Source organism: Emticicia agri (assembly GCF_004168285.1).
Taxonomy (GTDB): Bacteria; Bacteroidota; Bacteroidia; order Cytophagales; family Spirosomataceae; genus Emticicia; species Emticicia agri.
In genome coordinates, this window is sequence record NZ_SEWF01000008.1 from 135064 (window position 1) to 160426 (window position 25363).

At 39.4% G+C, this 25363-nt stretch carries 23 protein-coding genes; 7 read left to right on the top strand and 16 right to left on the bottom strand.

Annotated features, from left to right (window positions below; genetic code table 11):
* Position 1 precedes the first annotated feature (1 nt).
* The 3 genes from EWM59_RS07510 to EWM59_RS07520 all read left to right on the top strand — a co-directional run bounded on the left by EWM59_RS07510 (position 2) and on the right by EWM59_RS07520 (position 2493).
* Entirely contained in the window at positions 2-1087 is a 1086-nt protein-coding gene (locus tag EWM59_RS07510) for a M43 family zinc metalloprotease (protein WP_165372134.1), read from the top strand.
* A 261-nt stretch (positions 1088-1348) separates the two neighbouring features.
* Entirely contained in the window at positions 1349-2110 is a 762-nt protein-coding gene (locus EWM59_RS07515) for a DUF4595 domain-containing protein (protein WP_130020334.1), read from the top strand.
* 14 nt (positions 2111-2124) lie between these two features.
* A complete protein-coding gene (locus tag EWM59_RS07520) occupies positions 2125-2493 on the top strand; it encodes a LytR/AlgR family response regulator transcription factor (RefSeq protein ID WP_165372135.1) in 369 nt (122 codons plus the stop codon).
* Here the strand turns inward: EWM59_RS07520 and EWM59_RS07525 are convergent.
* The 3 genes from EWM59_RS07525 to EWM59_RS07535 all read right to left on the bottom strand — a co-directional run bounded on the left by EWM59_RS07525 (position 2490) and on the right by EWM59_RS07535 (position 5153).
* On the bottom strand, positions 2490-3569 hold the full coding sequence (locus EWM59_RS07525; protein WP_130020336.1) for a dipeptidase: 1080 nt from the start codon (positions 3567-3569) through the stop codon (positions 2490-2492). The two genes, EWM59_RS07520 and EWM59_RS07525, sit on opposite strands and share 4 nt — an antisense overlap.
* Before the next feature lie 195 nt (positions 3570-3764).
* Positions 3765-4235: a GNAT family N-acetyltransferase gene (locus EWM59_RS07530; protein ID WP_130020337.1), complete on the bottom strand. Its 471-nt coding sequence runs from the start codon at positions 4233-4235 to the stop codon at positions 3765-3767.
* 18 nt (positions 4236-4253) lie between these two features.
* A complete protein-coding gene (locus tag EWM59_RS07535; RefSeq protein WP_130020338.1) occupies positions 4254-5153 on the bottom strand; it encodes a nucleotidyltransferase family protein in 900 nt (299 codons plus the stop codon).
* 191 nt (positions 5154-5344) lie between these two features.
* Between EWM59_RS07535 and EWM59_RS07540 the strand changes: the two genes are divergently transcribed.
* The 3 genes from EWM59_RS07540 to EWM59_RS07550 all read left to right on the top strand — a co-directional run bounded on the left by EWM59_RS07540 (position 5345) and on the right by EWM59_RS07550 (position 10024).
* Positions 5345-7048 (top strand): 3-keto-alpha-glucoside-1,2-lyase-like domain-containing protein, encoded by a 1704-nt coding sequence (locus tag EWM59_RS07540; protein ID WP_130020339.1) that lies wholly within the window; start codon positions 5345-5347, stop codon positions 7046-7048.
* Between the two features lie 431 nt (positions 7049-7479).
* Complete coding sequence (locus EWM59_RS07545; protein WP_130020340.1) at positions 7480-9465, top strand: plastocyanin/azurin family copper-binding protein; 1986 nt, start codon at positions 7480-7482, stop codon at positions 9463-9465.
* 100 nt (positions 9466-9565) lie between these two features.
* Positions 9566-10024: an SRPBCC family protein gene (locus EWM59_RS07550; protein ID WP_130020341.1), complete on the top strand. Its 459-nt coding sequence runs from the start codon at positions 9566-9568 to the stop codon at positions 10022-10024.
* Positions 10025-10047: 23 nt separating this feature from the next.
* On the opposite strand, the gene EWM59_RS07555 is transcribed toward EWM59_RS07550, so the two are convergent.
* From EWM59_RS07555 to EWM59_RS07570, 4 genes are all read right to left on the bottom strand, one after another.
* The gene (locus EWM59_RS07555) at positions 10048-10779 is read right to left on the bottom strand and encodes an alpha/beta fold hydrolase (RefSeq protein WP_130020342.1); all 732 of its coding nucleotides are present in this window, start codon (positions 10777-10779) and stop codon (positions 10048-10050) included.
* Between the two features lie 124 nt (positions 10780-10903).
* Positions 10904-11458 (bottom strand): hypothetical protein, encoded by a 555-nt coding sequence (locus tag EWM59_RS07560; protein ID WP_130020343.1) that lies wholly within the window; start codon positions 11456-11458, stop codon positions 10904-10906.
* 112 nt (positions 11459-11570) lie between these two features.
* On the bottom strand, positions 11571-12827 hold the full coding sequence (gene clpX, locus EWM59_RS07565; protein WP_130020344.1) for an ATP-dependent Clp protease ATP-binding subunit ClpX: 1257 nt from the start codon (positions 12825-12827) through the stop codon (positions 11571-11573).
* A gap of 291 nt (positions 12828-13118) precedes the next feature.
* Positions 13119-13469, bottom strand: a complete 351-nt coding sequence (locus tag EWM59_RS07570; protein WP_130020345.1) for a hypothetical protein — start codon at positions 13467-13469, stop codon at positions 13119-13121.
* A 309-nt stretch (positions 13470-13778) separates the two neighbouring features.
* On the opposite strand from EWM59_RS07570, the gene metF reads away from it, so the two are divergent.
* Positions 13779-14738 carry a methylenetetrahydrofolate reductase [NAD(P)H] gene (gene metF, locus EWM59_RS07575; protein ID WP_130020346.1) on the top strand — a complete coding sequence of 320 codons (960 nt, stop codon included), beginning with the start codon at positions 13779-13781 and terminating at the stop codon, positions 14736-14738.
* Positions 14739-14813: 75 nt separating this feature from the next.
* Here metF and EWM59_RS07580 read toward each other — a convergent pair whose 3' ends face one another.
* The 9 genes from EWM59_RS07580 to EWM59_RS07620 all read right to left on the bottom strand — a co-directional run bounded on the left by EWM59_RS07580 (position 14814) and on the right by EWM59_RS07620 (position 25351).
* Positions 14814-15152 carry a DUF2853 family protein gene (locus tag EWM59_RS07580; RefSeq protein ID WP_130020347.1) on the bottom strand — a complete coding sequence of 113 codons (339 nt, stop codon included), beginning with the start codon at positions 15150-15152 and terminating at the stop codon, positions 14814-14816.
* 139 nt (positions 15153-15291) lie between these two features.
* Positions 15292-16398 (bottom strand): D-TA family PLP-dependent enzyme, encoded by a 1107-nt coding sequence (locus tag EWM59_RS07585; RefSeq protein WP_130020348.1) that lies wholly within the window; start codon positions 16396-16398, stop codon positions 15292-15294.
* A gap of 244 nt (positions 16399-16642) precedes the next feature.
* Positions 16643-17032 (bottom strand): SMU1112c/YaeR family gloxylase I-like metalloprotein, encoded by a 390-nt coding sequence (gene gloA2 / locus EWM59_RS07590; protein ID WP_130020349.1) that lies wholly within the window; start codon positions 17030-17032, stop codon positions 16643-16645.
* Between the two features lie 4 nt (positions 17033-17036).
* The gene (locus EWM59_RS07595; protein ID WP_130020350.1) at positions 17037-17504 is read right to left on the bottom strand and encodes a RidA family protein; all 468 of its coding nucleotides are present in this window, start codon (positions 17502-17504) and stop codon (positions 17037-17039) included.
* A 124-nt stretch (positions 17505-17628) separates the two neighbouring features.
* A complete protein-coding gene (locus tag EWM59_RS07600; RefSeq protein WP_130020351.1) occupies positions 17629-18936 on the bottom strand; it encodes a gluconate:H+ symporter in 1308 nt (435 codons plus the stop codon).
* A 63-nt stretch (positions 18937-18999) separates the two neighbouring features.
* A complete protein-coding gene (locus EWM59_RS07605) occupies positions 19000-20268 on the bottom strand; it encodes an McrC family protein (protein ID WP_165372136.1) in 1269 nt (422 codons plus the stop codon).
* Positions 20269-21174: 906 nt separating this feature from the next.
* On the bottom strand, positions 21175-22701 hold the full coding sequence (locus tag EWM59_RS07610) for an ATP-binding protein (RefSeq protein ID WP_130020353.1): 1527 nt from the start codon (positions 22699-22701) through the stop codon (positions 21175-21177).
* Between the two features lie 4 nt (positions 22702-22705).
* Positions 22706-23845 (bottom strand): FIST signal transduction protein, encoded by a 1140-nt coding sequence (locus EWM59_RS07615; RefSeq protein WP_130020354.1) that lies wholly within the window; start codon positions 23843-23845, stop codon positions 22706-22708.
* Positions 23846-24283: 438 nt separating this feature from the next.
* Positions 24284-25351, bottom strand: coding sequence for a mevalonate kinase family protein (locus EWM59_RS07620; protein WP_130020355.1), 1068 nt, complete (start codon positions 25349-25351; stop codon positions 24284-24286).
* Between the last annotated feature and the right edge of the window lie 12 nt (positions 25352-25363).

Genomic DNA, 25363 nt, shown 5'->3' on the forward strand with positions numbered 1-25363 from the left:
CATGAAAAAAATACTCTTCTTTTTTATTATGCTATCAAGCATAACCTCAATGGCACAAACCCTCAAGTGCATTACTCATGAGAATAAGCCACCGATTATTTTCTCAAAAAAAACAAATGACAGTCTCAAACAGACCAATGCCATTAATATGCCATATACAGTAAAAATTTATGTTACTATTTTTGCTGATAATGGCGGCTCTAACAAAGCAACTACCAATGAGCACGTTCTGAGACAGATTCAGAATATGGCCAATCAGTACCAGTCACAGAACATCTGTTTTTTATTGGTGGGTATCAGGCAAATAAACAATACTGACCTGAACGATCATAATGTCAGTGATTCAACAGAGAATACCGAATTGACTCCTTATATGGTAAATGGTTTTCTGAATATATTCGTTCATAAGTATCTTCCGGGTTATCATGGGTATGCTTATGCTATTCCTAATACCTATCTCAGTGTTACCGGAAATATTATAGAAAGCACTGACGTTACCGGAATCTTAGGCCACGAGATGGGTCATTGTCTGGGTCTCTATCACACTTTTAGTTCCTGGGTAGAGAAAAATGGCACTGTTCACAAAGAAAATGTTGCCCGATCAGGCGATTGCAAGAACTGTGAGATTGAAGGAGACGTATTGTGCGATACACCAGCAGATGATAATGGCGGTGTAGATGCTTCATGCATATATACTGGCACTGCAAAAGATGCCTGCAATACCTCTTATTCTCCGCTCACCAACAATCTGATGGCTTATGGAGATTATCGGTGCATTACTACCCTTACAAATGGGCAAGGTGAACGCATGCGCACATTTTTAGCTACTAATAGTGCGTTAAACGCTTTTTTAGTGCACGATGCCTTATATACCCCGGTTTTCGGAAACACCACTATTTCAAGTGGTACAGGCCATACGCTGGCAAGAGAAGCCGTATATATTTCTGAAGGCAGCGCAAACCTGACTGTCAATGGTACGGCCAGGCAATACTATCAGGCTAAAAAAGTGTCAGTCAAATCAGGCACTAAATTCTCTCCTGCCTCCGGCGGACTTGTTTCAGTCAAGTCTAATCCTTATTGTAATTAAGCTGTTATTGACATCATTCTCAGAGCATATTGGTTTTGCTGATATGCCCTTCTTTGTTTGATATTAATTAGGCCCTATCACGGTTTTCCGTAATTGATAGTTGCGTTTTAATCCTACAACTTTGTTCTATTAGTTTTTATAAATCCATCTACAGGTTTCCATGTAGTAATAAATCACGGTAAACCGTGATTGACAGACAATATTTAATATGCGACTTTTGTCTTGTTAGTCATGGGATACCATTAAACATAAATAAAGACCATGAAAACAGTAATCGCTATCATCGTATGTTCGCTTATTTCAGTAAGTTTCTCATGCAAAAACGAAGCCGTTGAACCAGCAGATTTCATCTGTGATAAAACGGCTAAAATCACCCGTCAGTCGTTTGGCAACCTTGAAATGGTAATCAGCTATGAAAATGGCAAAATAGCAAAAGTTGCCCGTGCCGACGGAAAAGGCCTTGTTGAAAACTATAATTACCAATCGGCCAGTGAACTGATAATTACCCGGAATTTTTCAGATGGTGGTATAGGTAATACTTTCAGAACTACTTTAAACGAAAAAGGCTATGTACTAAAATTCGTTCAGGAAGGAACTGCCGGATATACCAATACTTTTACTTATGATACCGAAGGTTTCCTGAAAACAGCCAGTTATGTCTTTGCCAATGATGCCAAACTGAATAGTAATTCAACTTATAGCTATACAAATGGTAATCTGACTCAGGTAAAGAATATGACCGGAACTGTAGTAAACTATGTGGTTGATTACACTTACTACGAAGATAAATTGAATAAAGCCGACCTGATAGGCAATCAGAATCAGCCTGATATGTATGGCAGAATATCGAAGAATCTGGTGAAAACAATTAAATACACTTATGCTGATAAAAACACAGAGCTATCAGAATATACTTATGAACTCAACAGCAATGGCTTTGTAAAATCGCTTGTAGAGAAATTGACTGCCAAAGATGGAAAGAGTACCACACAAACCAACAAATATGCGTATGTATGCCTTTAAATCCCTTTAAAATCATGAAAACTAAAAACGACGTAACTCAGGAATCAAACGTATTATGGTTTAACCATAAGAAAAATTATGTTCGCACCGATGAGGTGGTTTATCTGAAAAGTATCGAAAACTACACTAAGTTTTATTTGCGTAACGGCAGACAATTTATTTCATCCCACACCATGAAAATCTATGAACAGCAACTACAGAATACAGGGAATTTTACACGTGTACATAGAGGCACACTCCTGAATCTGAAGTATCTGACCAAATTTGAAAAAGATACTGAAGGAAACTGGGCGTATCTGTCAACAGGTGAAAGGATTTTTGTGTCAAGAAGAAAAATAAAGAAGTTTGAAGGTATCGCTCCTGCAAACCTCTTTGAAGTCTAAGCCAATGCCTTACGCATAACTCTTAGCCAGTTTTTATGAAATATGTTTTCAATATCGGCATTTGAGTAGCCTCTTTTAGCTAACAAATGCTGATATTTTTGTAAATCGGCAATCGTATCTAAATCGTAAGGAGATTGTTCTGTACCAAAAGTACCATCTAAATCACTTCCTATGGCTATATGCAGGCTGTTGCCGGTTATCTGACATATATGGTCGAAGTGGTCAATCAACACTTCTAAATCAGCCCCTACTGCCAACGGATTTATCTGTCTTTGTTTCAGACCCGGCTTCATCATCCATACATCAAGGCAGCCGCCAATCACGGCATCTCTTTCTGTGAGCCGTTTAATTTGCTCATCGTTCAGCTGTCGTTGGTGCGGTACTAAGCTCCTGCAGTTATGATGGCTTGCCCATACCTGTCCCTGAAACAAATCAAGAGCCTCGTCAAAGCCTTCATCAGTCAGGTGAGTAGCATCAAGCACCATCCCTAATTTATCCATTTCTGTTACCAGTTCCCTCCCCTCTCTGGTCAGGCCACCTGTCATACCTGTTCCGGGTGCGTAGCGTCCCGGCCCATAATGTGCCGGACCAATGGCCCTTAGTCCGTAGTTATAGGCTTTTTCGAGATAAGACAGGTTTACCAGTGAGTCGGCACCTTCTAAACTTAAAATAAAGCCTATGGGTTTGGTAGCATCATCAATAGTCGTATTCTCCCATAAAGCTATATGATTATCCAGTTGCAATGCAGTGGTAATCTGCACCATTTCGCCAGCCTCGGCCATTGCCTGATACCACGCCAGTTGTGCCTGTGTCATAGCCCATGCCTGATGCGGAGAATTCCAGCCTGAACCGGGCATATTGCCATTATTTTCACTGTATCGGGCTAACTGCGTAGCAACCACCACTGCTATTTTACCTTTACGCAGGTCGGGCAATGATACCACTCCTTTGGCACGGTCTATCTTGTCAGTCATATCCTTTTCCATCGTCCGGATTTCGGCTACCGAGCGTCGGTAGTCTCTGTTCCATTCAATGGCATTCATGGCCATGTCGAGGTGGGCGTCTATTATTATCATATCTTTTATTGAAAGAGTTCTTAATTGAGTGAATGAGTGATTGAGTGAATGAGTGATTGAGTGATTGAGTGATTGAGTGATTGAGTAATTAATTGTGAATTAGCGGCCGCTGCACGGTGAATAATAGTTTTGTACATATAGGAATAAAAAAAACAATCACTCAATCACTCATTTACTCAATCACTAATTCGCCATTCACTCAATTTTCAGCATCATTTCATCATCGGTGGCTTTAAAGCCAAATTTCTCATAAATAGGCCGCCCATCCTCAGTAGCATGCAACAAAATCCGTTTGTAATCTCTTTCTTTGGCTGCCTCTAAAATATGATGAAAAACCTGTTTGCCTATGCCTTTTTTCCGCCAGTCGGGCAATGTATAAATATTCATGATATAGGCCACTCGGCCATCTAACAAGCTGAAACCCGGAATAATCTTAGAGAAACACAAGCCACTGGTGGACACAATTTCATCTTCAGCGATGGCTATCCATGCCACAAACTCTCCGTTTGCTATGTATTGCCGGAAATAATCTTGCAGTATTTCATTCAACCCTTCTTCGTTGATTAAATGTGTTTCAGGGCTTTGTACTTCTTTTAAAAAATCAATCCTTAGTTTTGCCAGTGCTTGTACATCGGCAAGGGTAGCTTCACGATACGTAATATTCATACAATTGCTTAAGTTTTATTAAGCCTCAACCGGATACAAACCGTTTTCATGCAATTTTCTCAGAGCCTCTGTAACTGTTGGTTTATCTTCAGGATAAGTTACGCCAAACCACTCCGATTCATTCGAAAACACTTTGCATTTACCCAGACCATTCTGAATCAGGTACGTCATGACAGTAGGAATGTAAAACTCTGCTTTAGGCGAGTGAAGATTTTTGGCTGAATACTCCTGAAACATTTCATTAATTACCGGAAATACATTCGGCATAAAACCCCAGAAATTCATCGATACAATCGTATTATCCTCTAATTCGGTCAGAATATCACTTTCTTCAAAAACAATCTGGTCGTTTGGTTGGCGATAAATCTTGGTACGCTCGGTTACTACCTCCAGAAAACCGTCCTTATCCAGTTCGCATACACCTCTTGATACCGAACCGTTTTCTGATAATGTATTTTTAATCTGGTAACCTACCATGGCGTGGCAGGTTTCATCGGTATTATTAGCTAAGAAATCGGCCATGATTTTAAAACCTTCAAACCCATAAAAATCATCGGCATTAATAACTGCAAATGGTGTATTGGTTTGTTCCCAGGCACACAATACGGCATGGCCTGTTCCCCAGGGCTTGGTGCGTTCTATAGTGCCCAACTCGACAGGCACATAGCTTTGCACGCTTTGAATGGCAAAATCGTACTCAATTTTACCTTCTAATTTCGGCCCGAATATTTCCTGAAAATCTTCTTTGAGTTCTTCTCTGATAATGAATACTATTTTCCCAAATCCGGCTTTGATAGCATCATGTATTGAATAATCGATAATGGTTTCGCCATTAGGGCCAAACTTATCTAATTGTTTTATACCTCCATAGCGGCTTCCCATTCCGGCCGCTAAAATCAATAAAGTTGGTTTTGACATAAAATGCTTTGGTTTCTTGAATTCCTGACAAAAGTACGAAACTGTTTTGTTACTCCTCAAAAAGTTTTTTCGATTTTAATTGTAAAAAATACAGTTAATCGCATAGTTTTGTACTAAAGAAACAATTTAAGCATATTTTTCTGAATCAGAAGGTAGCTGAAAAACTTTCTAAAACTCTAACAGATTCAACCATGACCCTACGCTTCCTGTCCGTTTTCTGGGCATTTTTTCTTTGTTTTCAGACATTCGCTCAAGAGTTTCCGCTTAACCAACTACCAACTGATAACTGGGATTTAGGGAACTGGAAACAAGCCGAAAGCATAGATAACCCCTATAAAAAGAAAGCAGGTTTTACTGCCGGAAACAAAATATTGTTTTCGAACACTCCGGGCAAAACTACGTCAAAATTGGTTACAGCCGATGCCAAAGTGAAATTTGAGTTTATGCTGGGCAACAACAGCGATGGCATTTTTTATATACAGGGACGTCACGGAATTGTATTAAGCAATACCCGGGCAACAGGTGCCATCATCAGACCAGACGGCACTATGCAGCTACCCGAACAAAATGCAGGTAAAGCGATGGGCTTATGGCAAAGCCTCGAAGTAACTTTTTCTGATGCTTCGTTTGGTGGTGCATTGATAATAGAGAAAGTAACCTTAAACGATGTGGTGATTCATCAGGGTTATGTGATACCAACCACCACAACCAACGAAGGCCCACTGGCTTTTGAAAACAAAAACGGAACAGTAGCTGTAAGAAATATGCAGTATCTGAAATATAGTAAAGAAAAGCCTCTGAAACTCACCGACCTGACTTACGAAATGTATGAAACGTGGGACTGGAATCAGCAGTTTGCACCTAAAAAAGACACACCTAACGACAAAGGTACTACTGCTACACTCACAAAAGACTTTGGTGCCGGATTCAACCGCTTTTTATTGATTTTCAGAGGGAATATTGATGTGGAGAAAGATGGCAGTTATTCGTTGATTGCTGATTATGCCGGAAAAGGCTCGCTCAAAGTTGATGGCAAAGACGTATTGCCTATGGAAAGTGGTGAAAGTTACAGAAAACCAAGAGCGGCCTATGTACAACTCACTAAAGGCAAACACCCATTTGAACTGCGTTACAATAAAGTATGGTGGAAAGCCGAATTGGGTCTATTTGCCGCAGGGCCTGAAATCAGACCTTATGCCTTGCATGCCGAAACCTCTCTCCCATCGCCACAGGCAGTAGGTGAAATTGATATTACGCCAACCAGTCAGGTTGAAATGGTTCGTTCATTTGTAATGTTCGGTGGCAAGAAACGTACGCATGTTATTTCGGTAGGTTCACCTTCAGGCACCCATTATACTTACGATTTAGACCAGGGGACCCCATTGTATGCGTGGCGTGGAGACTTTGCTGATGTAACAGAAATGTTTCATGAGCGTGGAGAACCACAGTTATTGAAGCCTAAAGGCGTAAAAACTACTTTTTCAGGTAAACCCACAGTAGCTATGTTAGCAGATGCCAATGCCAATATGCCTGATACGCTTGACGATTATAAGGAACTGATATACAAAGGTTATTCGCTCGATGGCGAGGGTTTACCTACTTTTAAGTACCAATACAAAGGGGCAGAACTGACAGAAAAACTTACACCATCGGCTGACGGCGGTATGGCAACTACTATCACAGCCAGCGGTGGCAATAATTTATATGTAAAATTAGGCGAAGCCCAGACTATTACGATGCTCAACAAAGGCTTCTATCTATTGGAAAGCCCTAATAATGACAGCTATATCCAGCTTGACCCAAAATTAAAACCAATTGTAAGAACTGCCTCTAAAGCAGGGCAGGAAATTATTCTGCCACTTACAGGTAGTGTGAGCTATACTACCATGTGGTAAGAAATTGTATCAATTCCATTGTGCCACAATTTTTCGAATCATTTTGTAACCGGATTGAGTTTCAGACTCAATCCGTTTTTTTATTGCGTTGTTGCAGAAGTTCAGAATTATGAGCCTCTATAATAGTCGTTAAAGAAGTCAGTTGCACCTTGCCTTCTTTTAATATACAATACGAAATCAGAGGATTGTCTGTAACCATACCTGCGCAATCCTATTCAACTACTATTCTTTACACGGTTTCAAGCCCGTGAACTAAAAACCTCATTAGTTTTTATTTATCATACGCAACTGCATTTTTAATACCTTTCCACTATAACCTAACCACATTTTTCATACATTTGTATAGTAAAGTTTAGTCAATCAAGAATAACTGTCAAAAAGACATTTATTACCTTGTATAATCTTTCAGATATTCAACCAAACCATAAGAAATGAAAAAAACATTCATTTTATTACTATTCACTATCTCAGGAGCCTTTGCACAAACCCGTCCTTTAGTTGAAGAAGATTTTTATCGGATTGTAACACTTCCCATACCAGAGGGTATTCAGTTAGAAGTAGGCGGATTAGCCGTTTTGCCTGATGGCCGTGTGGGGGTTTGTACCCGCCGGGGCGATGTCTGGCTCGTTTCAAACCCTTACATGAAAAATGGCACTACGCCCACCTACAAAAAATTTGCTACGGGTTTACACGAACCATTAGGCCTGAATTATATCAATGGCAACCTCTGGGCTACACAAAGAGGCGAACTAACGATTCTGAAAGATACAGATGGCAATGGCTTAGCCGACGAGTACAACGCTTTCTACAAATTTCCGCTTTCAGGCAATTACCATGAATATTCGTATGGTCCTGTTCTGCTGCCTAACAACGATATGCTGATTACCCTGAATTTAGGCTGGATTGGTCATGGTGCCAGTTTATCAAAATGGCGTGGTTGGATGTTACGCCTGACACCCGATGGAAAAATGACTCCTTGGGCTACAGGTTTACGTTCTCCGGCAGGATTTGCCGTCTTGAAAAACGGTGATATTTATTATACCGAAAATCAGGGCGACTGGGTAGGTTCAGGACGTATGACCCAACTGGAAGAAGGTGATTTTGCCGGAAATCCTGAGGGTTTAATCTGGACATCAGAGCCTGATTCTCCACTGAAACTAAAGGCGTCTAATGTATTGGATACAGGTGAACCGATGTATGATATTGCACCCAAAGTACCTAATCTGAAAGTTCCGGCAATCTGGTTTCCGCATACGTTAATGGGTATTTCCACTTCTGATATAGCCGAAGATTTATCAGGTGGCAAATTCGGGCCATTTGAAGGACAATTGTTTGTAGGCGACCAGGGACATAGTAAAATTATGCGTGTGTTTTTAGAGAAAGTAAAGGGCAAAAGTCAGGGTGCTTGTTTTCCTTTCCGTGAGGGTTTCCAATCGGGGATTTTACGTATGAAATGGGGATTGGATAACTCGATGTTTGTAGGCATGACCAGCCGTGGCTGGTCATCGACTGGTAGAGATGAATTTGGTTTACAACGTCTGGAATGGACAGGCCGTACTCCTTTTGAAATGAAAACTATCAAATCAATGCCTGAGGGTTTTCTGGTTGAGTTTACCCAGCCTGTCAATAAAGACATTGCCAAAGACCTTGAATCTTACAAAATCAATAGTTTCACTTACAAATATCACCATAACTACGGTAGTCCGATTATCAATGCCAAAGCCTTAAAAATCAAGGCAATTCAGGTGGCAGAAGATGGCATGAGTGTTCGTCTCGCTATTGACTCTCTGCGTTTGGGTTATATTCACGAGTTAAGATTAGAGGGCATCAGAAGCGCTGAAGACAGACCTTTGTTGCATAATTTTGGTTATTATACCCTTAATAATATCAACGATGCCGCTCCGGCAATGGACGTGGCAAAATATGCCGTAGTAGAGAAAAAACCGGTTGTTGATGCGCACGCAGGGCACGCTGCTATGCCAAAAACCGAGATGAAAGCCAGTGCCAAAAGAGTAACAGAAATGCCTGAAAGCTGGGGAGGCAAAGCCGACCAGACCATTACCTTAGGCACTAAACCGGGATTAAAATTTGACATTGCCAATATTCAGGTAAAAGCAGGCAGCAAAATTCATATTGTGTTTAATAATAACGATGATATGTTGCATAACTTTGTTATTGTAAAACCGGGTACTGTAGGTAAAGTAGGCGAAGCGGCCTTTAAAATGGGCTTAGACGCTGAAAGCAAAGCTTATGTACCAGATTTACCTGAAGTATTGTTTCATACAGGTTTAATGCAACCGGAAGCATCAGAATCTATTTATTTTGTTGCACCAACTGCTCCGGGCAATTATACTTTTGTATGTACCTATCCGGGGCATTATACGGTGATGCAGGGCACTTTGAAGGTGGTAAAGTAGTTGATTGTAAAGGTATCTGATAAGGGCGGCTTCTGCTTGTATTAAAAACAATGTAGAAGCCGCCCTCGTTATATACTATGTTCTTAATCTCTTGTAACTTATGTCCACAACTAAAAACTCCAGATATATTAAAGCCACTCCTGAGGTACTTTATCAAGCATTTACCGAGCCTAAAGCCTTAGAAACATGGATGGCTCCCGGCGAAATGACAGGGAAAATGCATAGTTTTGACCTTCGAGAAGGAGGAAGCTATGAAATGTCGCTTTATTATCCTGAATCTGAAAAACAGACACAAGGCAAAAGCAGCAATAAAGAAGACAGATACAAAGCCCGTTTTGTTGAGCTGACTCCTAACAAAAAAATTGTTCAGGCCATCACTTTTGACTCTACAGATGAAAACCTCACAGGTGAAATGATTATGGAGGTAACATTTACCAAAAAAGATAAAGGCACTGAGGTTTCTATTATATTTAAAAATATTCCTCCGGGGATTAAGCCTGAAGATAATGAACAAGGCACCGAAATGACCTTAGAGAAACTGGCGAAGTATGTAGAATAATTTGTTCTACCTAACCGGATTTACTAAACCGGCACATGCGAGCAAGCCGCAATAAAGGTCTCTACCATTTTGGCGCACGCTTCAGGTCGCTCAAACATACCTGCGTGGGCTACGCCGCTTAGTACATCAGTATAGCCTTTTTTCAAGAGTTTTATCTGCTCTTTGGCAGCCTCTACCGGCACAAACTTGTCTTCTTCTCCAGCAATAATCATTACCGGATAACTTGCCTGCTTCAATACCTTTGTGGTATCCTTGCGGTTACGCATAGCCATCTGGGCATTTTTCAACGACCGTTTCGAGAATGTACTATAACGTTCTATATGACTTTCAATCAGTTCTTTGTTTTTCTTCCTGAAATCATCAGTAAACATTTTCGGATAAAAATCCTTGATAAACTCTTCTGAACCATGTTTTTCAATAAAATCTATGGTTTTTAAGCGTCCTGCTTTTCTTTCTTCGTCGTCAGCATAAGCCGATGAATGAAAAAGCCCTAAGCCATGAACCATTTCGTGGTGTTTTTCGGCAAAAGACAGGGCAATATACCCACCCATCGAATGCCCAATCAAAACACATCTTTCAATATCTCTTTCCCGTAGAAATTCTTTCAGCCATTTTACGTAGTCTTCTATGGTTTCACAGTCGGTAAAAGCGGCATAATCGGGGGTATAATAGGTATGCTTTGCGGGAAGTAAAGTCATAAATTGTTTCCATACGAAATGGTCTTCGCCAAAGCCATGTATCAGAATAATATTCATAGGCTAAAATATAATGAGTGAATTAGTGAATGGTGAATTAGCGAATAAAATATTGAATATCAATTTCTTATGACTACAATAGCCACTAATGACCTATTTTTCTCATTCCTGTTAATAATTACAACTAAAATAATTTCCTTAATCCTCTTATAATAAAAAAGGCGGATAATAATCCGAAGATAATGGCTAAGAGATTAATGTGAAGCAACGCAAAAACTACGGCAATTCCTAATAGTACCAGGCCAATTTTTAAACGTTCGTTAAAACCGTGCCCAAAACCCTTATGTTTCTTTTTTGTTTTTTTCTTCTCAAAAATCCCTCTTTTCTCCTGCTTCTGAAAAAGTCCTCCTTTCTTATTTTTCGATAAAAACCGTTTCTTTTTCTTGAATAACCATTTTGGAAACAAATCTGTTTTTTCTTTTAACTGATTATTTCCTGATGGTATTTCCTGACCTACTCCGGCAACCACACTTGCTGTTGCAGGTGCTGTTATCAATAGTATGTATTCTTCGGTACCAATATTATCTGATTCATCAGTCTGCGCTACCAATTGCTTTGATTCTTGTTTTTTAGGCTGATGAAAATTTTCTGTAGCAGTTCTCTGAAAGTGAGCATACTCACGGCGTTTGCAACCAAGCATAACAAGCAGTATGCAGACAAACTTTAGGGATTTAAGCATTTCCTGAATTAGCGAATCGGTTATGAAAAGGGAAAACGGTAACAAAAGGCAATAAAAAACCCTATAAAACCTTGGCGGGCTTTATAGGGTCTCTTTTATTTTCTCCTATGGCTTATGCTACCAGTTTTAATTGATAGAACGCCGAGTGTTCAAATTTATTTTGTGCGTAGTCAAGTGTTAGCGTAAAGTGCTTAACGTCCTTATTAGACGGAATTTCATACATGACGTCAGTCATGATAGCTTCACAAATCGAACGTAACCCTCTGGCACCTAATTTAAACTCCATCGCTCTGTCAACAATATATTCTAATACTTCCGACGAAAACTCTAAGGTTACGTCTTCCATCGCAAAAAGTTTTTTGTATTGTTTTACCAAAGCATTTTTAGGCTCTGTCAGAATACGTCTTAGTGCCTCACGGTCAAGCGGATTCAGGTAGGTTAATAATGGTAAACGACCAATTAACTCAGGAATCAATCCATAAGATTTTAAATCCTGTTGTGTTACAAAACGCAACAGACTGGTATTATCCCATAGTTCAAGGCGTTTGGCATCATTCGAAAACCCGATTGGACGTGTATTGATACGTTTGGCGATGTGTCTGTCTATACCATCAAAAGCACCACCACAAATAAACAGAATATTTTCGGTATTGATTTGAACCAACTTCTGCTCAGGGTGCTTTCTACCGCCTTGTGGAGGAACATTCACAATAGAACCCTCCAACAATTTCAGTAATCCCTGTTGTACACCTTCACCACTCACATCACGTGTAATTGACGGATTATCGCTTTTACGTGCAATTTTATCTATTTCGTCTATATAAACAATGCCTCTTTCGGCCAGTTCGGTATTAAAGTCGGCTGCTTGTAGCAAGCGGCTTAAAATACTTTCTACGTCTTCACCAACATAGCCTGCTTCTGTCAATACTGTAGCATCGGCAATGGCAAATGGCACTTGCAATACTTTAGCAATAGTACGAGCCAGATATGTTTTACCTGTTCCGGTTTCTCCTACCATAATGATGTTCGATTTCTCAATGGTTACATCATCTTCTTTCTTGGGTTGCATCAGGCGTTTGTAGTGATTATATACCGCAACGCTCAATACTTTCTTCGCCTCATCCTGCCCTATTACATATTGGTCTAAATGGCCTTTGAGTGCGGCCGGAGGTTTTAATTCAAATTTGGGTAATTCATTCTTTTTCTTTTTCTCCTTTTTTACAACGCCATACAACTCCTGTTGTACAAGCTGATGGCCTTGTTCTACACAGTAGTTACAAATATTTGCTTCTGTTCCTGATATTAAGAGTTCAACTTCGTTTTTTCTTCTACCGCAAAAAGAGCAATAAGGTTGTTGTCCAAAATCCATTATGTATGCTTGTTCTTAAATTTTCTTACAAAAGTAAGCAAAATGTTCAAGAGTATATTTAAATTTTGTTATTCTGACCGAAAAGGACAGATTTTTTAGATAGACAAGGCGTATTTTGTAGATGTAGCCAGCAGCTACATCGAAAAAATGCAACGCAGTATAGCTGAAAAATATGGCTTTGTAGGTCGAATCATAAATTTTAAATATACTCTAACAATAAAACCAAAAAGCCTGAGAGCTTTATTGAGTGGCTTTCAGGCTTTAACAGATTTTTTATATAAAAAAGTTTACTCAGGGCTGCTTTTCTCCTTCCATCGTGGAGCCCTGCATGGTCAGTTTTATCTTCGTAACCATTTTATTTTCGTTTCTTACAAACTCCAGTTTTCCGTCATAACCTACTACCTCAAAAATATCGGTTTCTTTGGTAGGTGCCAGTTCTGCCGAGCCTTGCCCTACTGCTTCACCATTGAGTTTACCATCTTTCAGGGTAACTATTATTTCTTCAAACGGAGAATCTTTCATTTTATATTTACCTACATAGCTTTTGGCAGCTACGGTATCAAGGGCTGCAGTAGTTTGTGCAGATACATCAAAAGAAAAGGCAAATAAGCCTATACATACTAACACTAATAGTTTTTTCATTTAATTTGTAATGATTTGACGTTGATAATAGATAATACTTTGTTGCAATATAGATATTTTACATGTATCATAAATAAAAAAACTATTAGATAAAGATTAATTTTATGCAATGGCAATGATTGAATAGGTATTGAGATTGATAACCATGTTTTTGATGATAAAACAACAATTATCTAAAAACCAGCCTTTAAGCCGATATAAAAACTATTCATGCTAAAAATTAAAGATAATTTACCTAAAAAAATTTGTATTCATAAATAATATATCTACTTTTGCCACATATAAAAGATATATTATCAAATCAAGACAATGGCTAAAGTAACTGAGCATCTGAGCAATACCCAAGGAAAGCCCGTTTTTTCAATCGAAATCATTCCACCTGTAAAAGGAAGTAATATTGATGATTTATTGAAATCTATTGAGCCGATGATGGAACTGAAACCGCCATTTATTGATGTTACTTTTCACCGGGAAGAATATATTCTGAAAAACCTGCCCGATGGAGGTAGTAAAGAAATAAAAATCCGTAAACGCCCGGGTACAGTAGGTATCTGTGCCTCTATCTTGCATAAATTTAACATAGATCCTGTGCCGCATGTTTTGTGTGGAGGATTTACCAAAGAAGAAACCGAAGATTTACTGATAGATTTGAATTATCTGGGTATTGAAAATGTACTGGCACTCAGGGGCGATTATGCCCGGCCTTATAACTCATTTAAAGCCAAGAAAGACGGTCATTTTTATGCCAATGAACTGGTAGGTCAGATCAATGATATGAATAACGGGAAATATCTGCACGAAGAAGCCGAATACCTGAATGCCAGTAATTTTTGTATTGGCGTAGCAGCATACCCCGAAAAGCACTTTGAAGCCCCTGACTTAGATCAGGATATTGAAAATCTGAAACGCAAAATAGCCGCAGGTGCCGACTACGTGGTAACCCAGATGTTTTTTGATAACCAGAAATATTTTGATTTTGTAAACCGTTGTCGTGCGGAGGGAATCACTATTCCAATCATACCGGGATTAAAGGTTTTAGCTACTAAAAAGCAATTAGATGTGCTGCCTAAACTTTTTTATCTGGATATGCCGGAGGCTTTCAGGAAAGAAGTAATGGCTTGCGAAAACGATAAACACGCCAAGCAATTAGGCATAGAATGGTGTGTGCAACAATGCCGGGAGCTGATAGACTTTGGTGTGCCTGCCCTGCATTTTTATACCATGAGCAAATCTGATACAACCCTGGCAGTAGCCAGACAGGTGTTCTGATAGTTTGGAGATAGAAACAGAAAGCGGTGCCAGGAATCTTGACACCGCTTTTTTAATGCTTTCAGATTTTCCGGCTTATGCATACATAGACTCTTTTCCGAATTTCTTTACCAGTAGTGCATAAACTACTGCACGGTATTTATTACGGTTAGATTTACCCATTTGTTCAACTACTTCGTCAATAGCGGCATCTAATGCAGGGCTATCTGCCAGACCTAATTTACCGATAAGGAAATTATTTTTTACACGCGCTAATTCTTCAGGGTCTGATGAGGAGATTTTTGAAGAGTCGGCATTATAAATAGAGGGGCCTAAGCCTTTAGCTACTGCGGTTAGTAACTCTTCACTAACTCCTAAACCAAGGTCTGCTACCTGTGCTTTGTAGTCTTCAATTACTTCTGCTAATTTGCTCATTTGATTATAAATTATGGGTGAGTGTTTTTTTGTAAATATTCTATAAAAACTTATCTTTTCCAAATATCGGGGAAGTTTATTCCCTCTTTACACCATTAAAAAATTATTATTTGCTCACTACCATAGAACTAATTTTACTCTAAACACTAATCTTTCTACGCCTGCCCAATACCTGCCAGGTCTCTTCAACGTGCTGATTTTCCACTACATAAGCCTCATCATACAGATTTACAGTTGGGCAAACATGGTAGGGTACGCCATATAAAACATCGCCTACCTTCAGGGCTTCCCAATCTTTTACCTTTACTACACCATGTTCTTCGCTTTGCCCGATTAATTCATAATCAGACAGGTTCAGGAAACGGATGCGTTTATCAATCGGGTTTTCGGCTGATACTGCCTTATGCCCCATATCTACTGTTATAATACCTTTCTGAGGTTTAGATATAATCCGTGTCAATACCAAAGCGGCGAATTCAAAAGGCTGTTCGTTCAGCTTATCGCCATAGCCCCAGTCCCATAGCACACAAGTACCCGGACTGCAATAGATTTCTGACCGTAAAGCATGAGAAGTAAAAGCAGGTGTTCCGCCTGCAATCACCATTGGCTTGCGGAATCCCTGGGCTTCTATGGTTTCTAAAAAATGTTTTACATCTACAAAACCTTCATCAATTTCATGTTTACGTTCTTCAAAATCAACCGCTCTTATATGTCCGTCATATACATGCAAGCCATGTAGTTTAATATCTGCCTGTGAAGAAAGATAACGGTATAAATCCATGATATTTTCATCTAATGGATGTCCTGACCTATCCATGCCACTATTCACATCTAAAAACACATGAGATACCAGCCCGTTAGCCCCGAAAACCTGATTGTGTTCTCTTGCAACGTCTAATGTATCAATCAAAGATGCAAAAGTTACAGCAGGATATAGTCTTGAAAGCTGAATCAACCTATCAATTTTAGGGCCTACCAACTGGTGTGCTATCAGCACAAATTTAGCTCCGGCCATTGCACTGATTTCAGCTTCAGCAATAGTGGCACACTTAAACTTGGTAATGCCCTGCTCCAACATCATCTTTACAATTTCAGGCATTTTGTTGGTCTTCACGTGTGTAAAAAGACGTTCGGCACTTCCGGCAATATCAATCATCTTTCGGATATTCTCTTTTACCCGCTCTTTATATATCAGCAGTGCCGGAGAATCCAGTTCGTACTCATTGGTTATTTTGTACCAGGACATAATTGCTTGTTGATTTTTGGTTTTATAAATTACTCCTACTTAAAAAGGAGGAGTACCCAAAAATAGCCGATTTTTCATCGGTTATTTTTGGGGGAGGAGGTTAAAAGGCTCCATAAATTAGACATAAAAGTGCTTTAAAGGTTTTAACCACCCCGTCAATTTCCCGACTGCGTCAGGAAAATTGACACCCCTCCTTGAAAAAAGGAGGGGAAATTTAAAACAAAAACGAGACGAAGTAAAGCTCCTACGCCTCATAAAACTCTATTGGCAAATCATCAGGGTCGGCAAAGAAAGTAAATTTCCTGCCTGTAAACTCATCTATCCTGATAGGCTCTACTTCTACGCCTTTGGCTTCAATAGCAGCCTTGGCTGCTTCTACATCGGCTACTTCAAAAGCGAGGTGTCTTAATCCACAGGATTCAGGTCGTGAAGGACGTGGGGGTGGATTAGGAAACGAAAACAATTCTATCACATAGTTATCATCAATCGCTAAATCCAGTTTATACGATTGCCGTGCCTGCCTGTATACTTCTCTGATAATGCGCAAGCCCAGAATTTCTGTATAAAAATGCTTTGATCTGGCATAGTCAGACCCGATAATGGCAATGTGATGAACTTTATTGATTTTAAGCATACTCTCAATCTTCGTTTAATTCAAACATCGCTTCAATCTCTACCGGAATATTGTCAGGCAATGAACCCATTCCTACAGCTGAACGCACGCCAATACCATTTTCGGTACCCCACACTTCGGCAAATAATTCGCTGCAACCATTTATCACATAGGGGTGTCTTTCAAAGCTACTGGTGCAGTTTACCATTCCTAATACTTTTACCACCCGTTTGATTTTATCAAGGCTACCTAATTTTGTTTTAAGTGTGGTAAGGATAGTTAAACCAACCTGACGGGCTGCTAATTTTCCGGCTTCAATATCCATATCCTCTTCAACCCGGCCAATAATCAGGGAGCCGTCTGTCTGAACCGGTCCATGCCCTGATACATAAATAAATTTATCTACTATTAAGGCTGGTTTATATACGCCTTTAGGTGTCGGAGCCGGTGGTAATTCTAAATTAAGTTTTGCGAAGTTTTCTTCAGCTGTCATTATGAATGTGATTTACTTAAATGTTTAAAACTTGAAAATAATAGTTCTTTTTAATTACGGCCTATTGTTTACCTATACAATAAAACTTCACTGCATCCACGGATTACCAATCCGTGTTACGCTACTACACAAACAAATTCAAAACCAATACCCCTAACAAACCTACGACCGAAACGATGGTTTCCATAACCGACCAGGTTTTGATGGTATCTTTGATAGAGAGATTGAAATACTCTTTGAAAAGCCAGAATCCGCCATCGTTCAGATGCGAAAATAACAAACTCCCTGCACCTATCGACAATACCATCAACTCCGGTTTTACCCCTGTCTGATGCTGAATTAATGGAGCTAAAATACCTACGGCAGTTAAGCCTGCCACAGTAGCCGAGCCTACGCACAGCCGCAATACTGCGGCAATTGTCCAACCCAATATTAAAGGATTAATATCGAAACCTTGTAATTGTGTGCCAATATAACTACTTGTGCCGCTATCTTGCAATATCTGCTTTAATGCGCCTGCGCCTGCGATAATCAAAAGGATACCTGCGCAACTTTTGAAGGCTTCTTCTAATTGTTTGCTTACTACTTTAATACTGTTCCCTTGCTTGATACCCAATAGATACATAGCCAATAGCAACGAAACCAACATACCCACGTATGGTTCGGCAATGAGTTGCACTACCTTATTATCAGGCAGGTATTTTTTAATAAATGAGGTAAGCGTTAATAAAAACACAGGCATAAGTGCTACTAAAAGGCTTTCAAACAAACTGGGTTGTTTGTCTTTGGGGATAGGCTTTAAATTAAACAAAGTAGTATCTAACTGTGGCTTGTATTTTTTGAGGGTACGCCCAAAGATAGGCCCTGCAATGGCAATAGCCGGAATAGCCACAATGATACCATATATCAGTGTCTGACCGACATTGGCATTCAACTGAGAAGCAATGGCCGCAGGCGAAGGGTGTGGTGGCAGATAGCCGTGAGCGACCGACAAAGCCGAAAGCATAGGAATACCTACATAAAGAATAGGCATATTGGTTGAAATGGCAATAGAGAAAATGAGGGGTACTACAATGATAAACCCGGCATTATAAAATAGCGGAATACCGATAATAAACCCTGCCAAGGCAAGCCCCCATTGCAGGTATTTTTTACCGAAAATAGTAATTAACGTATCGGTAATACGTTGGGCAGCACCGCTTTCGGCTACCAGTTTGCCAAGCATGGCACCAAAACCGATAATCAGAATCAGATCGCCTAAAGTACCGCCAATACCCGTCTGAATGGCTTTACCAATGGCAGGAATTTCCATACCTGTTGCCAGACCCAGACAAATAGCTATCAAAATGAATGAAATAAAGGTGTCGAGTTTTACGAAAGCTACCAATACTACAAGTGCTATGATAGCCAATAGGGTGAGTAAAATAGGCATTGTTTAAATCAGGTTGAAGGTTGCCTGTGCAAGATAAGTAAAAATGTCTATTATAGAACACCTCTACGGACACATTATCTTTCTCACTTCTTCTTCCCCTTCGTTCATCAAGTTGAAAGGCATAACGTGTAGTACCAAATCTTCGTCGTAGTCAAAAACCTCTAAGGGATTCCTGAAATTTTCGTTTGCCGGATAAATCAGGAAAAGCTTTTTAGCCTGATACTTTTTACCATAGGCATACATCTGGTATAAATCGGCCTGCTCAATGCCGTAGTTCTGTCGGGGTTTTGAGGCATCAATTACTTTCCATTTGGCATCAAAAATCCATATTTCTCCGGCGTTATTTTCTGCTACAATATCAGGTATCATTCTGAACCTGGCGTTTTCTTTGTGTTTCAGCACCAGGTGTTTGCGCCTGTCCTGCAACCTGATACTAAAGTCTGAACCAGCATATTTCTGAAAGAGCTTACCTACATAGTTTTCAAACAGCACCTCCATCGGAAACAATAAAGATATTTGCGAATAATTGCCCGAAAAAGGCAAAAAAGAATGTTCGTTCAGGAACACCCACGCCCACTGTAACAGGTTTTCGTATCGCTCAAAATGCGGGCTGACCGTATTACTTTTAGTAAAATCCTGCTGAAGATTAGCCGATAAACTGATTTCGTCAAAAACAGACAGGTTCTGCCAGATGCGCTGTTTGGTAAAATTAGTAAAGGAATAGTTTTTCAGCCGATGCAGACAGGTTTTTAGAATTCTGTTCTGCGGAATATCGTGCATGAAATCATCGTAAGCAATAAAGATTGAATGCTGTTTCAATAAATTGCGGTGGATATTTTCAGCAATCAGTACTTTACCTTTGATAAAAGTTTCGTTGGCTTCTATGTGCTCATAATTTCTGCCTAAGCCTGTGCTCAGTAGTTTTTCTAATTCATCTAAAAAAGCCTTGACATAGATTTCTAACAAGGGCAGATTACTGATAGCCAGATGCGCTTTTGATAAAGACTGATAAGCAGGTATTTTCTGCAACATTTTCAGCAATATTCGTCGGGCTTCTTTCGGAGAGTCAGCAGTAGATTTGGGCAGAATTTCTATCTGAATTGTATCAGAAACAGGTATCAGCCCTACATAGTTTTTTACTTTTATCTGCTCTTTGCCCCGTTGAACAGAGTAAGTAAAAAGTAAATCGTTGGCATAAGTAAATACAAGGTCTTTGATACGAAGAAAAGCAGTATCACTAACAAAAATTTCAGCAAAAGAATCTATAGGCAGGTCGTAATCACTTGCTTTTTTTATTGCGCTAAACTCTGAGATAACTATGGTTTTTATCAAAATGTGTATTCCCTGATTTTTGTATTTTACTAATATAGGGGATTGTTTTCAGTTTTCAAGCTCATAGCCTAATTCTATAGCGAATAAAAACGATTATTATAACTCGGAAGGGTGTTATATTCGTGGTAATAACTTATTAACAATATAAGGGATTAATAGAATCGCTTATACAAGTAATAGCAATTGTAGCGAAGAAAACAGAATTATAAAAAGGATGAAAACATTAATAATTAACGTGAGAAATCTATTCTACTTTATCTTAGTATTTATAATTAGCAGTTGCAAAACAAATAGAACCACTCACCTAAGCAAGAGTGTATTTTATTGCAATAATCATAAATATACATTAAAAGTACCTATCAAAAAATTACCTCTTATGTTTATAATGATGTAGATTACTACGGGCAAGACAATGTATATAAGGATTCCTCAAGAATTGATTTTATATGTGGTTTTACTTATAATAAAGAATTAAATAAAAACTATATAGAAAAATTTCATTTCAAGAAAGATAGCTCAATTATTAAAGGAGGAAACATGATAAATGGGAAAAGCTGGGTTCAAATAGAATCCCATTTTTGCTTATTAAGGTTATGGAATTTTGATGAACAAGTTTTAGACAAAGTAAAAATGAATAATCTTTATATAGCGCAAATAAAAGAAAACTCAAATCCCACAAAATAAAAGAACAGATTAGCGTATTCAAAATCTCCTATAGTGTTGGAGTCTATGAATAAGAGTTTATTCTGATTTCGTAGAGACGCCATGCTGGCGTCTTTAAGAGCATATGCGGTCAATAAAAAGAAATTGTGGGAGTAATTTTAAAAACCGAATAAAGACTTTCTCATTTACAGGCCAACGGAGACGCCAGCATGGCGTCTCTACAAACGAAACAACTACCCTCTCCTATATCCTCCCACTATACTTAGCAATCTTGTGATGTAATTCTTTTGGATTGAAAGGCTTGGTTACGTAATCATTCATGCCTACGTTAAAAGCTCTGTCCTGGTTATTGAGTGTGGCAGAAGCCGTCAGCGCAATAATCGGAATCTCTGCACCTGTTTCACGTATTTTTTCAACGGCAGTATAGCCATCCATTTCAGGCATCAGTAAGTCCATCAGAATCAAATCGTATTCGTTATTCTTGAATTTATCCACGGCTATTAAACCATTTTCAGCCGTATCAAAAGTAACTTTCCATTTCTCCAGAAACTTAGAGGCCACTTTTATATTCACAAAATAATCATCTACCAACAATAATTTTACCCCTTCCAGACTCACTTCGCTATCATTTTCTGCCAGTGCAATGGCCATTTGTTGTTTAAGCGTAGTACCAATTCTTAAATTAAGTGTAAAAGAGAATTGCGCACCTTTGCCAGCTTCACTTTCAAGTTCAATATCGCTGCCGTGTAGCTGTACTAATTTTTTACTGATTACCAATCCTAAACCTGTACCGCCAAACTTACGGGTAGTTTCAGAATTTGCTTGTGTAAATCTTTCAAAAATCAGCTTTTGCTTATCAGGTGGAATCCCGATTCCGGTATCTTTTACAGAAAAATAGATACTGGCTTTCTCGGCGTCTTTTTTCATCACCGATACCTCAATGGTTACGCTGCCGTTCAGGGTAAACTTCACGGCATTAGAAACCAGATTGGCTAATACTTGCCCTATTCTCAATGAATCCCCTATCAAGGTAGTCGGAATATCATCATCAAGCATCAGTTTAATCTTGTTCCCTTTTTCCTCAGCCTTTACCTGATTGGCTTTTTTGATATTAGATACCAGCAATTTCAAATCGAAAGGCATTTCTTCCAATTCTACTTTTCCGGCCTCTATCTTACTGAAATCCAGAATATCGTTTATGAGCAAATGCAGGTTTTCTGCCGAAAACTGCAAAGTTTTCAGGTTTTCCATTACCGACTCTGTCTGCTCTTCCTGCTGCATCAGATACGTAAGCCCGATAATCGCATTCAGTGGTGTTCTGATTTCGTGGCTCATCATCGATAAAAACTCCGATTTAGCCTGTGTGGCGTTTTCTGCTACTTCTTTGGCATGAATGAGTTCAGTCTCAATCTGTTTTCTTACCTGAATCTGTCTTTGCAGTAAATCAACCAGTGAAGATAAATTACTATCATCTACCCCGGCCAGTTCGCCACTTTCGGGTGTTTCAAGCAAATAAATGGCCTCAATCAGTTTATCGACTGACTGACGACGTTGGGCTATCTCACTTTTTAATTTCTGAGTTATCTCGTAATATTCTACCTCATTTAAAGAAGCAGAGTGCTCTGATAATTCTTTATCACGGTCGAAACTATGGTAAGAGTCGTTTACAGCTTTAACAAAAGGCTGGAAAGCCTCATTCTGTAAGCACTCTTCTGACAGATATTTCTTTAATTGTTTAGCAAGCAGTCTATGTAGGTTATCAAGCTCCATTTTGTTAATTTTCAGAAAATGTAGTAATGGTCATGGTTTGGTTATGGAGTTCGCATTGTGCATCAGGCCGAAGCGGTGAGATTTCGCCATACGAATAGAAACCAGTAATTACGGTTTCTTTACCAAAAATATCTCTGGCGGCTTCTACTTCTTCCTCTGTACGTTGCCCCAGAACCAATTTGCGTCCTACGCAGCTAACCAGTAAGGCTAATTCGGGCGACTTGCCCATGTTTTTGATAGACCCCTGTGCAGCCGTTGAAGAGGCTTCAATCAGATGGTCAAAATTGGCTTTCATAAATCTTACCATTGCGCCCTTAGGTAGCTCTCCGGCAAAAGTCATACTTTTTTTATCTTCATCAATCGTCAGAATTGTTCGTACAATTGGTTCTGAGTCTGGTTTCACACGCATTGATAGTGGGAATAGCAAGGCTGCACCCGGTAATTCTTTGGCATATTTGCCCAAATATTCTTTATACAAATCAAGAGCGGCTTTATCTCCTATTTTGTATAGTACATTATATTCTGACTCCGTTACTTCTCTTTCAGGGCCGAAAACGTCCCATCCGCCCATCGTGCCGTGGCCTGTTTTCAGGTCTTTGCCATATAAGCCTATCCCTACTATGCGCCCTTCAATGGGTTGTTCGTTTAAGCCTACCAGAGTTTTTTCAAAACGGCCTGCATCACCTGCCAAACCACCCGAAATCGGTATTTCGTGATTGGTAGCAATATTCAGCGCTTCAATCAGTTTACTCCCGTTTACTTTTCCTCCGTCCGAAATCACTAAGATAGCCGCAAGGTCATCACCTTTTAAATCATGCGCAATGGCTTCACCTGCACGAAAACTTTCGGTATGGTTATGAATATCGATTTTTGTCGTTTTTACAGTAGTTTTATCAAACTCTATAGCTGTTACAATAATAGAATCATCATGTACACTATCGTCGTAGATTTCTCCCGAGGTCGAATTAATAATAATCTCAGCAGACGGATATTCCTGATGTAAGAAAGGATAAGGATCATGCGTTTCTAATAGTTTTCTTTCACCGAAAGCTAACACTAACTGGGCTTTGGCGGCTGAGAAACGCTCTTCTGTTGATATTTCTTTCCACTCTTTATTAACAAATTTACTCTGACGTATTTTCATCTGATACAGGTTTAGATAAAGTAAGCAAAAATTACACTAATTGTAAAGCAAAAACCATACTACTTTCTTAAAAAGAACGCAAAATCAGATAAATTGTATGACAAATAGGCTATATCAAAAGAAAATTACAAAAAATATTATTTGGCACTATACAACCCGTGCGACGTCCGCCCACACCCTAAATCCCTCCGCAGCGGCGGCCGCTCCCCAACTGTGGGGAGAATGACCTTTTAGCCCTTCCCCACAGTTGGGGCGGCCGCCGCGCGGAAGGGTTGGGATGGGGTGTTTTGAAAATATTATTTGGCATAAAAAATTTTTGCAACTCCCTGTTTTTACTTTCTAAATACGTTCTGAAATCAAAATGATTAAGCGGATATATACTAAAAATATATAGCAATAAAACTTATGCCAATCTGCTTAATACCGGAATATTTATTATCAAATCTTTGTAGTGCCCCTATCTATTTTAATTATATAGCTTTTTCCACCTGCTTTATCAATGGCATCGGCTACTTTTTCGGGGTCATTCGGAGCATATACAAACATACATCCTCCCCCACCGGAGCCGTTAATCTTGCCACCCAAAGCACCTGATTCTATGGCCGCCGCAAGCATACGTTCAATTTTGGGTGTTGAGATTTGTAATAAATCTCGTAAGATGCCATGATGTTCAGACAATAACTCTCCCAATTGCTCATCGCTCATCGACTGACTTCTGAATAGTTCTAATGCCTCTCGCAGAATATCACGGTTTCTTAGTGTGCCACTCAGCAAAGCATATTCGTCGTTACTCAAAAAAGGTGTTAATTGTTCTTTATCAGCAGTCCCGAAAGTGTGTAGCGAGAAATCAGGCAACTGTTGTTTAATCTTTTCTATTAATTCCAGTCGGGCAAACTTGGCTCGTTTTAATACCCCGATGGTATCTTTAGGTTCGATCGAATCGGCCAGGACAAATGTGCCAAGATTAGGTTGCAATGCTTCGGCTGTTACTTGGGGATCAAACTCCAGATAAACCGCATTACCAATAGCTGTTGAAAGATGGTCCATCATGCCTCCCGGTTCTCCAAACTCGGCTACCTCTGCCACAAAAGCCAACTCACCCAATTCTTTAGCACTGAAATCATGCGGATTATCAGCCATTTTTGATAAAAAATGAAGCCACGTAACCAATAGAGCCGATGAACTTGACGTACCCGAATTGATGGGAATATTGCCATTTACCGTACATTCAATACCTTTAGAAAACCGAAGACCTTTATCTAATAATATATTGTATCCGCTTCTGAAATAATCTCTTTTTTCAAGATAGGGCAAACGGCTATCTGATAACTCCATTTGCAGTTCTGAACCAATATCAGGCAAATGAATAATGATTTTCTTATCGTTCCGGTGTTCTCCTGTAATCTGTACTCTTCGGGAAATAGCCGCTGCAATAACTGGTAAACCTAAATAATCCTGATGTTCGCCAAAGAGGCATATTCTGCCCGGAGTAGAAATAGTTAGCATTTTTTATGAATA

Excerpts from the sequence above, each read along its gene's own strand:
- EWM59_RS07510 (WP_165372134.1), top strand. The coding sequence starts at position 2 with ATGAAAAAAATACTCTTCTTTTTTATTATGCTATCAAGCATAACCTCA.
- EWM59_RS07515 (WP_130020334.1), top strand. The coding sequence starts at position 1,349 with ATGAAAACAGTAATCGCTATCATCGTATGTTCGCTTATTTCAGTAAGT.
- EWM59_RS07520 (WP_165372135.1), top strand. The coding sequence starts at position 2,125 with ATGAAAACTAAAAACGACGTAACTCAGGAATCAAACGTATTATGGTTT.
- EWM59_RS07525 (WP_130020336.1), bottom strand. The coding sequence starts at position 3,569 with ATGATAATAATAGACGCCCACCTCGACATGGCCATGAATGCCATTGAA.
- EWM59_RS07530 (WP_130020337.1), bottom strand. The coding sequence starts at position 4,235 with ATGAATATTACGTATCGTGAAGCTACCCTTGCCGATGTACAAGCACTG.
- EWM59_RS07535 (WP_130020338.1), bottom strand. The coding sequence starts at position 5,153 with ATGTCAAAACCAACTTTATTGATTTTAGCGGCCGGAATGGGAAGCCGC.
- EWM59_RS07540 (WP_130020339.1), top strand. The coding sequence starts at position 5,345 with ATGACCCTACGCTTCCTGTCCGTTTTCTGGGCATTTTTTCTTTGTTTT.
- EWM59_RS07545 (WP_130020340.1), top strand. The coding sequence starts at position 7,480 with ATGAAAAAAACATTCATTTTATTACTATTCACTATCTCAGGAGCCTTT.
- EWM59_RS07550 (WP_130020341.1), top strand. The coding sequence starts at position 9,566 with ATGTCCACAACTAAAAACTCCAGATATATTAAAGCCACTCCTGAGGTA.
- EWM59_RS07555 (WP_130020342.1), bottom strand. The coding sequence starts at position 10,779 with ATGAATATTATTCTGATACATGGCTTTGGCGAAGACCATTTCGTATGG.
- EWM59_RS07560 (WP_130020343.1), bottom strand. The coding sequence starts at position 11,458 with ATGCTTAAATCCCTAAAGTTTGTCTGCATACTGCTTGTTATGCTTGGT.
- clpX (WP_130020344.1), bottom strand. The coding sequence starts at position 12,827 with ATGGATTTTGGACAACAACCTTATTGCTCTTTTTGCGGTAGAAGAAAA.
- EWM59_RS07570 (WP_130020345.1), bottom strand. The coding sequence starts at position 13,469 with ATGAAAAAACTATTAGTGTTAGTATGTATAGGCTTATTTGCCTTTTCT.
- metF (WP_130020346.1), top strand. The coding sequence starts at position 13,779 with ATGGCTAAAGTAACTGAGCATCTGAGCAATACCCAAGGAAAGCCCGTT.
- EWM59_RS07580 (WP_130020347.1), bottom strand. The coding sequence starts at position 15,152 with ATGAGCAAATTAGCAGAAGTAATTGAAGACTACAAAGCACAGGTAGCA.
- EWM59_RS07585 (WP_130020348.1), bottom strand. The coding sequence starts at position 16,398 with ATGTCCTGGTACAAAATAACCAATGAGTACGAACTGGATTCTCCGGCA.
- gloA2 (WP_130020349.1), bottom strand. The coding sequence starts at position 17,032 with ATGCTTAAAATCAATAAAGTTCATCACATTGCCATTATCGGGTCTGAC.
- EWM59_RS07595 (WP_130020350.1), bottom strand. The coding sequence starts at position 17,504 with ATGACAGCTGAAGAAAACTTCGCAAAACTTAATTTAGAATTACCACCG.
- EWM59_RS07600 (WP_130020351.1), bottom strand. The coding sequence starts at position 18,936 with ATGCCTATTTTACTCACCCTATTGGCTATCATAGCACTTGTAGTATTG.
- EWM59_RS07610 (WP_130020353.1), bottom strand. The coding sequence starts at position 22,701 with ATGGAGCTTGATAACCTACATAGACTGCTTGCTAAACAATTAAAGAAA.
- EWM59_RS07615 (WP_130020354.1), bottom strand. The coding sequence starts at position 23,845 with ATGAAAATACGTCAGAGTAAATTTGTTAATAAAGAGTGGAAAGAAATA.
- EWM59_RS07620 (WP_130020355.1), bottom strand. The coding sequence starts at position 25,351 with ATGCTAACTATTTCTACTCCGGGCAGAATATGCCTCTTTGGCGAACAT.